Origin of the sequence: Pseudovibrio exalbescens DSM 16456 (genome assembly GCF_000422785.1) — a bacterium.
Taxonomy (GTDB): Bacteria; Pseudomonadota; Alphaproteobacteria; order Rhizobiales; family Stappiaceae; genus Pseudovibrio; species Pseudovibrio exalbescens.
This window is the reverse complement of record NZ_AUGS01000005.1, coordinates 374,941-390,639: the sequence shown is the minus strand read 5'-3', so window position 1 is coordinate 390,639 and position 15,699 is coordinate 374,941. Positions and strand designations below refer to the sequence as shown.

The following is a 15,699-nucleotide window of genomic DNA, read 5'->3' as shown; positions in this document are numbered from 1 at the left end:
CAAGAACCATGGTGACGTTGTGACCTTGTATGGGCCTGACATTGCGGCCCATGGCACCGGGATGTGCCGCGCGGTGGGGGCGCCCGCCGCACGGCTTTGATCTTTATTCTGATTTCAAGAGGTCCGACAGCGCTTCAGCGACAACGATGGTGGCCGCGCGCAGATCACTCAATTGCAGGTGTTCATCGGCTCCATGGGCGTTGGCCTCCAGAATGGAACGTGGGCCCGCGCCATACAACACCGTGGGAATGCCGGCAGCGCTGTAGTGGCGTGCATCGGTGTAGAGCGGGACACCTGTGGCCTCCACGTCCACACCGAGGTTCGCTTTGGCAGGTCCTTGCAAGGCTTTGACCAACCGATCGACTCCGGGTAGTTCCCGCAAGGGTTCCGCCAGCATGATGCGTCGGCACTCCACTTCGACGCCGGCGTTTTTCGGAACAGCACTCTCGATCAACGCAACCAGCTGTTCTTCAACCTGCTCTCCGTTTTCCTCTGGGATCAGGCGGCGATCAAGGCGCAACGCGACGCGATCCGGCACCACATTCGTATTGATGCCGCCGGATATCAGACCCACAGTGATCTTGGGGCTGTCGATGCCCTTTTGACCGCTTTTGATTTCGGCGAGGCGCGCCCGTTCGCCATAAATGCTTTGCAAAACGGCGGTGGCCGCCTCAAGTGCATCCGCACCGGTTTCCGGCATGGCGGCATGAGCTTGCCGTCCCCGCAAGATGACTTCCATGTGCAGGCAGCCATTGTGTGCGGTGGTGATGGCATAGGAAAAGCCAGCGGAAATGGCCAGATCCGGTTTGCTGAGATCCTGCTCAAGGATCCAGCGCGGCCCAACAAACCCTCCGGCTTCTTCATCATAGGTCAGATGCAGTTCGACCGTCCCGTTGAGGCCCTGCGGGTTCTGCTTGAGGGCCAACAGAGCAAAGGCATAGGTGGCGAAATCGGATTTGGAGACCGCCACACCGCGCCCATACAACGCACCGCCATCGATCTCGGCGCCATAAGGATCCTTGGTCCAACCATCGCCCGGTGGAACCACGTCTCCGTGCGCATTGAGGGCAATAACCGGCCCCTCACCCGAGCCGAACGTCTCCCGCACGATCAGATTGGTAACGGATACCATACCGTTCTGGCGCACGAATGGTTCGGGTACCGGATGGCGTTCCACTGTGAACCCCAGATCCTCAAGCAACTGTGCCGCGTCCAACGCGTGGGTACCCGTATCTCCCGGCGGGTTGTCGCTGGGCCGCTTGACCAGCTCCTGCAAGAACGCCACTTCGTCTTCAAAACGCGCCTCGATGAAGGCTTTCATGATACTGCCCTTTCCTCCTCGGCAATTGTCTCGATCCAGCGGATCAGGGCTTCGACGGCCAGCCCCATGTCGTCTCTGTCCACATTCTCAAGCGGGTTATGGCTGATGCCGCCCTCACATCGGACGAACAGCATGCCGATATCTGTCAGTTTTGCCATGGCCTGTCCATCATGACCAGCGCCCGACATCAGGCGCAGCGGACGGACACCAAGCGTGCGAAGAGCGGTTTCCGCCGCATCCTGGAACCGGTCCGCGCAAAGGCAAGTCACGACCTCATGGTACTGGTTGAAATTGATGGTGAGCCCGTGACGGCTCGCGATCTCTGCGCCCGCTTTCTCGATAGCCCTGGCTGCTTCATGGCGCGGCTCATCCGTTGCCGCTCTCAGGTCAAGCGAGAACACCACATCCTGCGGAATGACGTTGACCGCTCCGGGTGAGACGGACAATTCGCCCACAGTGGCCACCACACCATGGTCACTGGCCTGGCCGGCAATGCGGTGAATGGCGCAAATCAGTTCAGCGGCACCGACCAAGGCATCACTGCGCAAGTGCATGGGAACCGTACCTGCATGACCGGCCATGCCGCTGACGGTGACCGAATATCTGTTGGCCCCCGCTATGGACGTGACAACACCAACGCCGAGCCCTTCAGCCTCAAGAACCGGCCCTTGCTCGATATGCACCTCAAGATAGCCCAGCACGCTGTCCCGGTCCCGGCCAAGGTGCAGCGCGGCTTCTGGTTGGCCTCCAAACGCCGTCAACGCATCTGCAAGGCGGACCCCGCTGGCATCCGTTACTTCCAGATCGGCAGGTGTTACCGTTCCTGCAACACCGCTGGACGACAACAAGGTCGAGGGAAACCTCACGCCCTCTTCATCGCCAAAGGCCAGTATTTCCAGAGTAAACGGCAACTTGATGCCACGAGCCTTGATTTCCTGAGCCGCCAGAATGCCGGCGACGACGCCGAAAGTGCCGTCATAGGCCCCGGCGTTTATCACGGTGTCGATGTGAGACCCGACAAGCAGGGTCTTGTTGCCCGCGTCAGGCTCAGAGGCAGGCAACACGCCACATACGGTGCCAAGGGCATCTTCTCGGACGGTAAGCCCGGCATCCCCCATCCAGTCCGCGACCAGAGTAGCCGCGCGCCTGTGTTCCGGGCTCAGATACAACCGGGTAATCTGGCCCTCATCGGCGCTAATCCGGGCCAAGGCCTCGATCATTTCTTCCGAACGCACTCCCAGGTGACGCAAGCGGTCAGCTCCAGCGGCCTGTGTCATGGCTATTGATCCTTTCCGGTGGGTTCCAGAACCAGCGCTTCCAGTCGAAACCGGAGGATGCGCTCAATTTGACGCAACGCCTCCTGAAACTCAGTGGGGGCGTCATTGTGCAACCGTGGTTCGAAACCTGCAAGAATTTGCTGTTTGGTTGCACCTTTTACCGCAAAAATGAAGGGGAATCCGAACCTTTCCCGGTATAACGTGTTGAGCCGGGTAAATTCCTCATACTCCGCGTCCGTAAGGGAATCGAGACCGGCTCCCGCTTGCTCCTCTCGCGAGGCGGCGGCTACCTCTCCGGCCCGCGCAGCCTTGCCGGCAAGGTCCGGATGGGCTTTGATGAGCGCGCGCTGCCGAGACGGTGTGGCGGCGTGCATTGCCTGTACGAAGGCATCAACAAGCTGTTCCCGGTTGGCGAAGGGCCGCTTGGAACACGCAGCCGCCGCAACCCACGGCGAGTATTCGGCCACATCGGCAAACACACGTCCAAAGGTCTCGGCATCCATGGCGTTGACCGCCTCGATTGTATAGGCCATGACGGTCCCTCCCCATCAAGTGGCAGAAAAAGATAGGCGGGGCTCAGTGGCTGAGAAGCCAGGCCCCCAACCTTTCGCGTTCTTGCGCTGTCATGCCGGTCATGTTGCCAAGCGGCATGGCATTGGAATGGACCGCCTGCGCCAGAACCAATTCCTTGTAGCGTGTCAGATCTGCAGTAGTTTGAAGGATGATGCCTTTTGGAGGCTCTTCAAATGCCGGATCGCTGGGTGTGGGCGCATGGCAGGCGGCACAATGGGTCTGAACCATGGCGACAGCTTCCGCGTCCGCTACGGCGAGCCCTCCGGCACTCAAGTCACGCGGGGCTGTATAGATCAGCGCTGCAATGAGGGCCACGCCCGCCGCAGGCAGGCTCCACCAATAATCTGCAATGGAATCCTGTGCATCGTGCCGGTTGATGAAATGGCGAACCATACCGCCGATCACAAGGATCAGGGCAACAATCAGCCACAACTGCGGATGCCCGGTCAGCATGGGATAGTGATTGCTGACCATCAACAATAGAACGGGTAGCGTCAGATAATTGTTGTGAACCGAACGCTGCTTTCCAATCTGACCAAGCTGCGGATCGGGTGCATCACCCGCCATGAGTGCAGCGGTGATCTTTTTCTGATTGGGGATGATCACACGAAACACGTTGAACGCCATGATGGTCCCAACCAGAGCACCAACGTGGATGAGCGCCCCGCGGCCGGAAAAGATCTGCGAAAAACCCCAGGCTGCGCCAATGACAAGCACAAACAGGGCCGCAGCCAATGCCGGGGTGTGCCTCCCCAGTGGCGACCGGCACAGCATGTCGTAGATGAACCATCCGGCGAACAGTGAGAAAACAGAAAAAACGATGGCCTCGGAAGGATGCAAACGCATGACCGCCGGGTCGATCAGGTAGGCCGAGGCATTGAAATAGTACTGCACCACCAGAAGAGCAAACCCGGTGACCCAGGTCAGATAAGCTTCCCAGCGATACCAGATGAGATCACTGGGCAACTCCTTGGGAGCGACCATGTACTTCTCGACGTGGTAAAAGCCGCCGCCATGGACTTCCCATGCGGTGCCCAGGACGCCCGGTTTCATCTGTGCGCGCTTGCGCAGCGACAGATCAAGGGCGATGAAATAAAAGGAAGTCCCAATCCAGCCAACGCCGACGATCAGATGTGCCCATCGGAACAGCAGATTGAGCCAGTCCATTGCAAACGCTGCGGTCATGGCTCTGCTCGTGTCTATTGCGAAACTACAGCGGTCCGATCAGGGCGGCAAGAAGACCCCACCGCCCTGATCTGGGGTTAGTCGTGCAAGTGTGAGCGTGTCATGCCGCTTATTTCGGCAGTTGGTCGTCTACGCCTTCAATGTAGAAGTTCATGCCCAGAAGAGCTTCATCCGTGGCTTGATCCCCTTCTTCAAGGAAGACGGAGCCATCCTGCTTCTTGATCGGTCCGGTGAACGGAACCAGCTTACCGCTGCGAATGGCTTCCGTGGTTTCAGCAGCCTTGGCAGCCACGTCTTCCGGCAGGTTGGTGTATGGCGCCATGACAACCATGTCCTTGTCCAGACCGCCCCAGGTATCACCGGCTTCCCAAGTATCATCCATAACCGCCTGAACGCGGTTGATGTAGTAGGCGGACCAGTCATCCACGATCGCAGTCATTTGTGCGTTGGGCGCAAACTTGATCATGTCGGAAGCTTGACCAAAGCCCTTGACGCCGCGCTCTTCGGCAACCTGCAACGGCGCCGGACTGTCCGTGTGCTGAACCATGATGTCCACGCCCTGATCGATCAGCGCTTTGGCAGCATCAGCTTCACGGCCCGGATCGTACCAGGAGTTTACCCAGACAACCTTGACCTTGAAATCAGGATCAACGGACTGTGCGCCCAGCATGAAGGAGTTGATGCCGCGCACCACTTCCGGGATTGGGAACGATCCGATGTACCCAGCGGTACCGGTTTCAGAAACCTGTGCGGCGATCTGACCGATAATGTAACGCCCTTCATAAAAACGCGCGCCATAGGTGGACACGTTGTCAGCCTGTTTGTAGCCGGTCGCGTGTTCGAACTTCACATCAGGATACCGCTTGGCCACTTTGATTGTCGGGTTCATGTAGCCAAAGGATGTTGTGAAGATCAGGTCATGACCGGAACGGGCAAGGCGTTCAATGGCACGTTCTGCGTCCGGGCCTTCAGAGACGCTTTCAATGTAGGTGGTTTCCACCTTGTCACCGAAGTGCTCTTCAATGGCCAGACGGCCTTGATCGTGCTGATAAGACCAGCCGTGGTCACTGATCGGACCCACGTAAATGAAGCCAACCTTCAGTGGATCTTCTGCTGATGCAATGCCGGCGGTAAGACCAAGTGCAACAGTAGCCGATGCGGCCACGCTCAACAGTTTGCGCATATTTGCGCCTCCCCTCTCAACAGCAGTCCGAACGCTCGAGGCCTCTCCAAACCGGTCGGACTGCAGCCCGGCCTGGAAAGAATGGCCAAATCTCCTTGGACCCAATGACACTTGCGGACAGGCGCTCTCCTTCGCCATCGACACAAGCCGGTCTTGTCTTGCTTGGGCCGAAGGGCTGTTCGGGGCAGCCCTTCGGCTTGTTTCAAAAGATGTCGAGCGACGCCAGATCAGTTCGGCAGCGACGCGTCGAAACCCTTTACGAAAAAGTTCATGCCGAGCAATTGCTCGTCGGTGACTTCAACACCGTCTTCCAGGAACACAGTGCCGTCCTGCTTGTAAACCGGTCCGGTGAACGGTTCGAACTCACCGCTTTCGAACTTGGCAATGGTTTCCTCGGCAACAGCTTTCACCTCATCGGAGACGTTGCGCAGCGGTGCCAGCTTTACCATTCCGGAGTCGATACCACCCCATGTGTCGGTTGCTTCCCAGGTACCATCCATCACAGCCTGAATACGGTCAATGTAATATGGTGCCCAGTCATTGAGCAGAGCCGAGGCCTGAGACGTCGGGGCGAACTCGATGTTGTCGGAAGCCTGACCAAAGGCCAATACGCCGCGTTCCTGAGCAATCTGCAACGGAGCTGGGCTGTCAGTGTGCTGCAGTATGACATCAACGCCCTGATCGACCAGCGCCTTGGCTGCGTCTGCTTCACGGCCCGGATCGTACCAAGAGTTTACCCAGATCACCTTGACCTTGAAGTCGGGATCAACGGACTGCGCGCCCAACATGAAGGCGTTCATGCCGCGGACAACTTCTGGAATTGGGAATGCCCCGATGTACCCGGCGGTCCCGGTTTCCGAAGCGGTTGCCGCGATCTGCCCCATGACGTAGCGAGCTTCATAGAAGCGGCCGTTGTAGGTTGCCATGTTCTTGGCGCGCTTGAAGCCCGTTGCATGCTCGAACTTCACATTCGGAAAGCGCTTGGCCACCTTCAACGTCGGGTTCATGAAACCGAAGGAGGTTGAGAAAACCAGCTCATGGCCGGAGCGTGCCAGGCGCTCAACGGCGCGTTCGGCATCAGCGCCACCGGGAACGTTTTCAATGAACGTCGTTTCGACCTTGTCCCCGAAGTGCTTTTCTACCGCCTTGCGGGCCAGATCATGTTGGTAAGAATAGCCATGGTCGGACACAGGTCCAACATAAACAAAACCAACCTTGAGCGGCTCATCCGCGAAGGACGAACCGGCACCAAGGCCAAGTGCCAGTGCAGCAGTGGCAAGAATTTTTGACAGTTTGCGCATGGATGCACGATCCCATCTAGTCGTTAGGTCCACTGGAGGGAAACGGGCCAAAGGCATGGACCGTACCTTTGGCCTGTGAATGCCCTATCGGTCGGGCGAGAATGGTCGGCCCAGACATGCCGGTGTGTTGGCACGCGTGACCACCAGATTGCGAGAAATGATGACCAGCACCACGATGGTTGCAAGATATGGCAGCGCCGACATGAACTGCGACGGCAGACCAATTCCCGCAGCCTGAGCGTGGAACTGAAGAACGGACACGGCCCCGAACAGATATGCGCCCACCAGAAGGCGCAGCGGTCTCCAACTGGCGAAAACCACCAGAGCCAAGGCAATCCAGCCCCGCCCTGCGGTCATGCCTTCCACCCATTGCGGGGTATAGACCAGAGACAGATACCCGCCAGCAAGGCCAGAGCATGCCCCGCCAAACAGAACCGCAAGATACCGTACCTTGAGGACGGAATAGCCCAGGGCGTGAGCCGAGCTGTGATTGTCTCCAACGGCGCGAACAACAAGGCCTGCGCGGGTTTTGAACAGGAAGTAGTAGACTGCGGCAACAAGCGCGAGGGAGATGTAAACGAGGATGTCTTGCGACAGGAGCACGGTGCCAAGGAACGGAATTTCCGAAAGCCCCGGGATATGCAGAACCGGCAGTTTGATGCCCGGTTGCCCGATAAAGCCCTCGCCTAGCATACCCGACAGCCCAAGGCCCAAAATCGTTAGCGCAAGGCCGGTCGCCACCTGATTGGTCATGAGGTTCAGCGTCAAGAAGCCGAACAACAATGCCATCATCATCCCGGCGAACATGGAAGCGATGACACCCATGTAGGGGTTGCCGGTCATGGCCGTGATGGAAAAGCCCATGACGGCGCCGACAATCATCATCCCCTCAACACCCAGATTGAGTACGCCGGACCGCTCGGTTATCAGCTCGCCCATCGCAGCCAACAGCAGCGGGGTGGATGCGGTGATGATAGTGAGCAGAATGGGTTCAAGCGCGCCCATGAGCGCCTCCTGCTTTCCTTGCGGTTTTGATCAAACGGATGCGGTAGAGGATCAGCGTGTCACAGCCCAGAACAAAGAACAGAAGCATGCCTTGAAAGACGCGTGTGATCTTGTCCGTCAGACCAATGCTGACCTGCGCAGATTCCCCGCCAATGTAAGAAAGAGCCAAGAGAAGACCGGCAAACACAATGCCGATCGGGTTCAGACGGCCCAGAAACGCGACGATAATGGCGGTAAAACCATAGCCCGGTGAGATGACAGGAGTGAGCTGGCCGATGGATCCCGACACTTCAGCCATGCCGGCAATGCCGGCACAGGCTCCGGAAATGAGGAAGCCGAACCACACGATGCCGCGATGGGAGAAACCGGCGAAACGGCCTGCCCGCGGCGTCTCGCCCATGACCTTGATCTCGAACCCCTTCAGAGTTTGAGAGAGCATGAACCAGACAGCGAGCACGGCAACCAGAGCAAACACGATGCCCAGATGCAGGCGGCCATCTCCCAAGGTCATCAGAGTGTGAGCGTCATCAAACAAGCGGCTTTCAGGGAAGTTGAACCCATCCGGATCCCGCCACGGCCCACGCACCAGATAGTCCAGCAGATACTGGGCGATGTAGACCAGCATGAGGCTCGTGAGGATTTCGTTGGTACCAAACCGTGTTTTCAAGAATGCCGGGACGGACGCCCACGCCATACCGCCAAGCGCACCCATGAGAACCATGAGGGGCATGGCCATTGGCCCAGTGTACTCGTGAAACAGGATGGGAATAATGGACCCTGTCAACGCACCGATGGTGAACTGGCCTTCCGCGCCGATATTCCAGTTGTTGGACAAGAAACAGACCGATAATCCAACCGCAATCAGGATCAACGGTCCGGCTTTGACCAAAAGCTCTTCAATGGACCACTGGTTGGTCAGAGGTTCAAGGAAGAACGCATAGAGCGCTTCACCCGGATTGTAGCCCATGGCGGCAAACAGAATGCCACCGGCAATCAGCGTCAGAACCAGCGCCAGAACCGGCGACAGAATGGTCATCAACGCCGAGTGCTCGGATCGTTTCTCAAGCTCCAGCCGCATGTTTCTGCCCCTTGTCGGTATTATTATCGTGTTTTTCGCCCATACCGGCCATAAGCATGCCAATTCGCTCACGGGTCATGGTCTCAGCCGGCTCCGGTGCAGACAATTGACCGCGCGAAATAACGGCGATGCGGTCACTCACCTCGTAGATCTCATCAAGATCCTGCGAGATCACCAGCACGGCCGCGCCGGTGCGTGCCAAGTCAATCAAGGCTTGCCGGATTAATGCCGCAGCACCGGCATCCACCCCCCATGTGGGCTGATTGATCACCATGACACGCGGTTTGCGATCCAGCTCACGACCAACGACGAATTTTTGCAGGTTCCCCCCGGAAAGAGAGCGGGCCTCGGGATTGTCATGGGTCATGCGCACGTCGTAGTTGACCTTGATGCGCTGTTCCATCTCAGCGGCATTGCCGCGCTTGAGAATGCCGCGCAGCAGCAGGCTCGGCTCGGTACTGAACCGGGTCAACATGACATTGTCTGAAAGCCGGAAGCCCGGCACAGCGCCATGGCCAAGGCGTTCTTCCGGAACGAAGGCGGCCCCCAGTTTGCGCCGGTGATTGATCTTCTTCTTGCCCACCGGCACGCCCAGAAGATTGACCGCATGAACATCTTCAATCCGGCGCTCTCCGGAAATGGCGTCAAACAGCTCACTCTGACCATTGGCCGCAATGCCCGCAATGCCGACCACTTCGCCGGCGAACACTTCCAGATCGATGTTCTTCAACTCAACGGCAAAGGCGTTCTCTGCCGGCAAACAAAGATTGCGCAGCGTGATCAGCGGGTTGCCCGTCGTAATTTCAGAGTTTGATTTAATGGCATGCACATCCGCACCCACCATCATCCGCGCCAGAGTGGCCGGTGTCTCCAGTCGTGGGTCACACTCGTTCACCACCTTGCCGTGCCGCATGATGGTGGCCCGCTGGCAGATCCGTTTCACTTCCTCGAGACGGTGGGAGATGTACAAGATGGCGCAGCCTTCCGCCGCGAGCCGTTCCAGCGTCTTGAACAGCTCATCTGCCTCTTGAGGTGTCAGAACCGAGGTCGGCTCATCCATGATCAACAGGCTCGGTTCCTGCAGCAGGCATCGGACAATCTCGATGCGCTGGCGAACCCCGACCGGCAAATCCGCTACCGTTGAAAACGGGTCCAGTGGCAGACCGTACTTTTGCGAAACCGCGACAATGCGCTCTGGCAGGTTGGACAGATCCGTGTCCTTTGGCAGAGCCAGTGCAATGTTGTCGGCAACCGTCAGCGCCTCGAACAGGGAGAAGTGCTGGAACACCATGCCGACGCCCAAAGAACGGGCCGCCGCCGGATTGGGAATTTTTACCGACTGGCCACGCCAGACGATGTCCCCTGCGGTTTGCTCCAAAGCCCCGTAAAGGATTTTGACCAGCGTGGATTTGCCTGCGCCGTTCTCACCGAGCAGCGCATGGATTTCGCCTTCGCGGATGGTCAGGTCAACGCTGTCGTTGGCCAGGACTTCCCCGAACCGTTTTGATATCGAAACCGCCTTGACGAGAACCGGCTTTTCCGCTGGTTCCGACGATGGCACCCCTTGATTGCTCACGCCACGCACTCTCCTTCGTAAAGGCTTTTAATGGTCGGGGGAACCCGACTTGGCAAGCGCAAAGTTTGACCGTTCCTTGCTCTCATTTTGGTCACGGACCATCAGCAACTGGGCGGCAACCGACGCGGCGATCTGCGGGGGCTGCTTACTGGTAATTCCAGAAATGCCAATGGGACAAACAAGCCGATTCAACTGCTCGTTCGTCACCCCTGCGCTGCGAAGTCTGCTCAGTACCCGTGCTTTTTTGGTCTTGCTGCCGATCATTCCCACATAGGCGAGATCGCCTCGGCGCAATGCTGCATCGACCAGCCTTTGATCAAGGGCATGATCATGCGTCATGACCACCACGTAGGCGCCGGATGGAACCGACGCTACTGCGTTTACAGGGTCCTTTAGATGAATACAGCTCACATTGCTAGGGACGTGGCTGGGAAAATAGTCGCGGCGCGTGTCAACCCAGGATACACGAAAGGGAAGAGGCGCAAGGGCAAGCATGAGGGCCCGCCCTACATGGCCTGCTCCAAAAAGAGCCAGCGGCGAAGCTGTTTGCCCGAAATGCTCTTTCAAGATCCCGTTTTCCAAAGCGACAGGATGTGGCGGCGACCAATCAAAAATCTCCCTTTGGACCGGCTCCTCGAAGCGTATGACGGCCCGAGTGGCAAAGGGCCCCTCTTCTTCCAGTTTGGCAAGTTTTTTTGATAAATCTTTCAAGACGCTAGGGACGATTTCGATAAAAATCTCCACCCAGCCGCCGCAGCACTGGCCAAGGTCGGGACCCAACGAGAACGTATGGACGTGCAGACCAACCGCTTTTTTGTCCATCAAGGCGCAGGCCTGACGGATCACATCATATTCGAGGGCACCACCGCCAATGGTGCCGTTGAACGCACCATCCGAACGCACCACCATGCGGGCGCCGACCTCACGCGGGGCAGATCCGCGCACCTGTGAAATAGTCACCAGCGCGCACGAATTTCCAGCGGATAAGTGGCTGACTATGCTCCGCCATACGCTCATACGCCGTTCCCCCGGCGAATCTCTTGCACCGCAATCAGTACGGCCTCCGGCGTAGCCGGAGCGTCAAGACGCGGAATGAGACCGGGACGTAGGCTCGAAACGGCATCATTGATGGCACAATAGACTGATATTGGCAACATTAACGGCGGTTCGCCAACGGCTTTTGAACGAAAAACCGTGGGTTTCGGGTTGCCGTTGGAGGCGTAAAGCCGCACAGAAAAGGCTTTAGGCACATCCGAAGCGGTTGGGATTTTGTAGGTTGAAGGCGCATGGGTGCGCAGGCGCCCGCGGTCATCCCAGCACAGTTCTTCGGTGGTCAACCATCCCATTCCTTGAACGAAACCGCCTTCGATCTGGCCGATATCCAGAGCAGGATTGATGGAGCGCCCGACATCGTGCAGCACATCCACCTGATCAACACGGTGTTCGCCGGTGAGCGTATCGATTGTGACTTCAGAACAGGCGGCTCCATGAGCGAAATAAAAGAATGGACGTCCCTGTGCCGTTTCTCTGTCCCAATTGATCTCCGGCGTTGCATAGTATCCTGCCGCAGATAGTGAAATCCGAGCGGTATAAGCGGCGCGTGCCAGATCAGCCACCGACATGACCTTGTCGCCGTCCACGTATACCCAGTCCGCGTGCATATGAACGCCCGCCGGCGCCACGTCGTACTGGCGCGCAGCAAAGGCCGTCAAACGCTCTCGAATTTCCTTGCATGCATTGACCACAGCCATGCCGTTGAGGTCCGTACTGGATGAAGCTGCCGTTGCCGATGTATTGGGCACCTTGTCCGTGCGGGCAGCAGTCACGTGAACACTTGCCAAGGACACGCCCATTTCATCGGCAGCGATCTGGGCGATTTTCTGATAAAGCCCCTGGCCCATTTCCGTGCCGCCATGATTGAGATGGACAGAGCCATCCTTGTAAAGATGAACAAGGGCTCCGGCCTGGTTCAAATGTGTGAGCGTAAACGAAATACCGAATTTGACGGGTGTAAGGGCCAGCCCCTTTTTCAGGAAAGCATTGTCGGCATTGAAAGCTGCAATCCGCTCTCGGCGAGTGCGATACTGGCAGTCTTGCGCGAGGCTCTCCATGATGTCGCGCAGGACAGCATGTTCTTCAACGACCATGCCATAGGGTGTGGTTTCCCGGTCCGGCCCATAAAGGTTGTCCAGCCGCACGTCGAGAGGGTCTCTGCCCACCGTAATCGCAATGGCATCCATCAACCGCTCGGCAGCCAACATGCCTTGCGGCCCTCCAAAGCCGCGAAATGCCGTATTGGAAACCGTGTTGGTCCGCATCCGGCGCGATCGCAAAAGCGCCTGCGGGTAATAATAGGCGTTGTCGGCATGAAACAGCGCTCGGTCGTTGATCCCCAAGGACAGGTCGGCCGAATACCCACAGCGACTGGCAAAATCCATCGTGGTTGCCAGTATCCGGCCGGTGTCATCAAAGCCTGCGCGCATGTCGACCCGAAAATCATGCCGTTTGCCGGTCATGATCATATCGTCATCCCGGTCCAGACGCATCTTGCAGGGGCGACCGGTGACGTGAGCTGCCAGCGCCGCCAACGCGGCCCATTGATTGGCTTGGGACTCCTTGCCACCAAATGCCCCACCCATGCGCCTCACCTCAACGGAGACAGAGGCCTCCAGTCGGTCGAGAACCTTGGCCACCGTGTGTTGTACTTCACTGGGATGTTGGGTGGATGAAAAAACATGCAGATCTCCATCCTCCCACGGAACGGCCATTGCGACCTGCCCCTCCAGATAAAAATGGTCCTGTCCGCCAATGTGAAGCCGGGTGGAAAGCTGGCACGGTGCCTCGGTTACCGCTGCCTCTGGCTCACCACGTTGAAAGGCATAATCCGGCAAGACGGTATCATCTGCGGCCAAGGCATCATCCACCGTCAAGATGGCGGGTAGAGGTTCGACCTCAACCGAAACCTGCAGGGCCGCGCGGCGAGCAGCATCACGGCTGACAGCCACAACCACGGCAACCACTTGTCCATGAAAATGAATGATGCCATCGGCAAGAATCGGATCGTCACCCATGGCGGGCGCACAATCATTTTCCCCCGGTATGGATGCTGCGGTCAGTACCGTTATCACACCGGGCATCGCCTGCGCGGCCGACGTATCCACATCGAGAATGCGGCCATGAGCACAATCGCGCGCCCAACATGGAGCCAGATGGAGGAGTCCCTCAGGCTCCGGCAAATCGTCGGTATAAGGTGCGCGCCCCGTGACATGTTTCAAGGCACTGTCGTGCGGTACTGCCTTGCCCGCTTCGGTGTCCCGTGCGGTTGTTTGGGCCATCGCCTCTTCCGGCGTCGGTGTTCTATGCAGCATGACCGGCCTCCTGATATCGATGCCCACAGATGCGCGTCTCTTGAGAGGAACGACCGGATACTTCAAGCAGTGCTTTGAAAAGCAACCCCTTTGCGGCCTCACGGCGATACTCTGCCGATCCCCGCATATCACTCAGAGGCGTGAAATCGTTATCGAGCGCCTCCACTGCAGCATTCCAACTGTCGGGTGCTGAAAGAACACACCCCATCAGCGCGGTTTCGGCATGCGCGGCGCGTTTGGGAACGCCAGCCATGCCGCCATAGGCAAGCCGAGCCTCTACGATGCGGTCTTGAACCAGCGTGAACCTGAAGGCAGCCAGTACCGTTGAAATGTCCTGATCAAACCGCTTGGACAGTTTGAAGGCGCGGAAGGCGTGGCTTGCATCCAGTCGGGGGATATGGATTTGTGTAATGACCTCGCCCGGTCGCCGGTCCTGTTTGCCATAATCCAGAAAAAAGGCTTCCAGCGGCATTCGCCTGGTTTCATTGCCTAGGCGCAATGAAATCTGCGCACCAAGCGCAATCAATAGCGGTGGACTGTCACCGATTGGCGAACCATTGGCGATATTCCCACCCATGGTACCGGAGGTTCGGACCTGAATCGATCCCAAGCGCCGAAGTACCTCGGCAATGTCAGGTTCGTGCTTGCCAAGAACCTCATGGAGCTTTTGAAAGGAGACACTTGCCCCCACATCAAAGCCAGCGGATGTAACATGAATATCCTGAAGTTCCTGCACCCGATTCAAGGCAATGATCTTGGGCAGGTCCCTCAATTGCTTGGTAATCCAAAGACCCACATCCGTTGCACCTGAAACAAGCGTTGCATCCGTGTGCGTCGCCGATAGCGCGCAAAGGCTGTCCAGCGTGCTTGGCAGGGCGATAAACCGATCACCATCCGTTTCCATGAGAATATCGTCGGAATCGGCAAGATCGCGTAAAAGCGCCTCGGTTTTTTCCGCGCGGGCCCGAAAGGCGTCATTGGCGGCGCTTCTGCACGTTTCAAGAGCCGCGTCCACAATCGGGCGATATCCCGTACACCGGCACAGGTTGCCAGCCAGCCAGGTCGTGACATCATCGCTCGTCAAACCCGGCGTGTCCCGGTGATACAGCGTGAAAAGCGACATGATGAACCCCGGCGTACAAAACCCGCACTGTGAGGCATGGTGATCCAAAAAGGCCTTTTGGACCGGATGCAAGCCGCCATCCCGGGACAAGTCCTCTATGGTGACCAACTCGCATCCATCGATTTGAGCCAAAAGAAGAATGCAGCTATTGACGGGTTCATAAATCAACTCCCCGTCGATGAGCCGGCCCAGAGCCACGGTACAAGCGCCACAGTCGCCCTCAGCACAGCCTTCCTTGGTGCCTGTTTCCCGTGCCCGCAACCGAAGGTAGTCCAGCAATGTCTCAGTTGGAGCCACGTCGTTCAGTTCGACCACATGCCCTGACTTGATGAAGCGAATGCACTTGCGCATGACCTAGCTCCCCCGGTAAGTGCTGTAACCATACGGCGACAGCAGAAGGGGCACATGGTAGTGCTCGTCCGGGTGAAAAATGCCAAATCGGATCGGGATTTCATCCAGAAACAGCGCTGTTTGCGACAGGCCTCCGGCCCGTTGCAGATACTCGCCAGCTTCAAAGAGAAGTTCATAAGTACCCGCCTGAAGCGCTGCACCTTCAAGCAACGGCGCGTCTACGCGCCCATCGTCATTGGTGCTGAAACGTCCCAGCAACTCGCGTCCGCTTTCACTCACCGCATACAAGCGAATGCGCAGCTGCGCAGCTGGCCGGCCGCGCGCCGTGTCCAGCACATGTGTTGTTAACCGCCCCATG

At 57.9% G+C, this 15,699-nt stretch carries 13 protein-coding genes; all 13 read right to left on the bottom strand.

Features of this window, described 5'->3' with window-relative positions; all coding sequences use genetic code 11:
* Positions 1–103 precede the first annotated feature (103 nt).
* On the bottom strand, positions 104–1,321 hold the full coding sequence (locus G512_RS0106670; protein ID WP_028481044.1) for a M20/M25/M40 family metallo-hydrolase: 1,218 nt from the start codon (positions 1,319–1,321) through the stop codon (positions 104–106).
* A complete protein-coding gene (locus G512_RS0106665) occupies positions 1,318–2,598 on the bottom strand; it encodes an allantoate amidohydrolase (RefSeq protein ID WP_051269022.1) in 1,281 nt (426 codons plus the stop codon). Before G512_RS0106665 ends, G512_RS0106670 begins: the two co-directional genes overlap by 4 nt.
* A 2-nt stretch (positions 2,599–2,600) precedes the next feature.
* Positions 2,601–3,131, bottom strand: coding sequence for a 2-oxo-4-hydroxy-4-carboxy-5-ureidoimidazoline decarboxylase (gene uraD, locus G512_RS0106660; protein ID WP_028481042.1), 531 nt, complete (start codon positions 3,129–3,131; stop codon positions 2,601–2,603).
* Positions 3,132–3,174: 43 nt separating this feature from the next.
* Entirely contained in the window at positions 3,175–4,356 is a 1,182-nt protein-coding gene (locus tag G512_RS0106655; RefSeq protein ID WP_028481041.1) for a urate hydroxylase PuuD, read from the bottom strand.
* Positions 4,357–4,465: 109 nt separating this feature from the next.
* The gene (locus G512_RS0106650) at positions 4,466–5,539 is read right to left on the bottom strand and encodes a BMP family ABC transporter substrate-binding protein (RefSeq protein ID WP_028481040.1); all 1,074 of its coding nucleotides are present in this window, start codon (positions 5,537–5,539) and stop codon (positions 4,466–4,468) included.
* A 227-nt stretch (positions 5,540–5,766) separates the two neighbouring features.
* Positions 5,767–6,840 carry a BMP family ABC transporter substrate-binding protein gene (locus tag G512_RS0106645; protein ID WP_028481039.1) on the bottom strand — a complete coding sequence of 358 codons (1,074 nt, stop codon included), beginning with the start codon at positions 6,838–6,840 and terminating at the stop codon, positions 5,767–5,769.
* A gap of 84 nt (positions 6,841–6,924) precedes the next feature.
* Complete coding sequence (locus tag G512_RS0106640) at positions 6,925–7,845, bottom strand: ABC transporter permease (RefSeq protein ID WP_028481038.1); 921 nt, start codon at positions 7,843–7,845, stop codon at positions 6,925–6,927.
* Positions 7,832–8,923: an ABC transporter permease gene (locus G512_RS0106635; RefSeq protein WP_028481037.1), complete on the bottom strand. Its 1,092-nt coding sequence runs from the start codon at positions 8,921–8,923 to the stop codon at positions 7,832–7,834. Before G512_RS0106635 ends, G512_RS0106640 begins: the two co-directional genes overlap by 14 nt.
* Positions 8,907–10,499, bottom strand: coding sequence for an ABC transporter ATP-binding protein (locus G512_RS0106630; RefSeq protein ID WP_228130479.1), 1,593 nt, complete (start codon positions 10,497–10,499; stop codon positions 8,907–8,909). Before G512_RS0106630 ends, G512_RS0106635 begins: the two co-directional genes overlap by 17 nt.
* Before the next feature lie 27 nt (positions 10,500–10,526).
* Entirely contained in the window at positions 10,527–11,516 is a 990-nt protein-coding gene (gene xdhC, locus G512_RS0106625) for a xanthine dehydrogenase accessory protein XdhC (RefSeq protein WP_028481035.1), read from the bottom strand.
* Complete coding sequence (xdhB, locus tag G512_RS0106620; protein ID WP_208974964.1) at positions 11,513–13,834, bottom strand: xanthine dehydrogenase molybdopterin binding subunit; 2,322 nt, start codon at positions 13,832–13,834, stop codon at positions 11,513–11,515. Before xdhB ends, xdhC begins: the two co-directional genes overlap by 4 nt.
* 22 nt (positions 13,835–13,856) lie before the next feature.
* Positions 13,857–15,341, bottom strand: a complete 1,485-nt coding sequence (gene xdhA / locus G512_RS0106615) for a xanthine dehydrogenase small subunit (protein ID WP_028481033.1) — start codon at positions 15,339–15,341, stop codon at positions 13,857–13,859.
* 3 nt (positions 15,342–15,344) lie between these two features.
* On the bottom strand, positions 15,345–15,698 hold the full coding sequence (gene uraH, locus G512_RS0106610; protein WP_028481032.1) for a hydroxyisourate hydrolase: 354 nt from the start codon (positions 15,696–15,698) through the stop codon (positions 15,345–15,347).
* Between the last annotated feature and the right edge of the window lies 1 nt (position 15,699).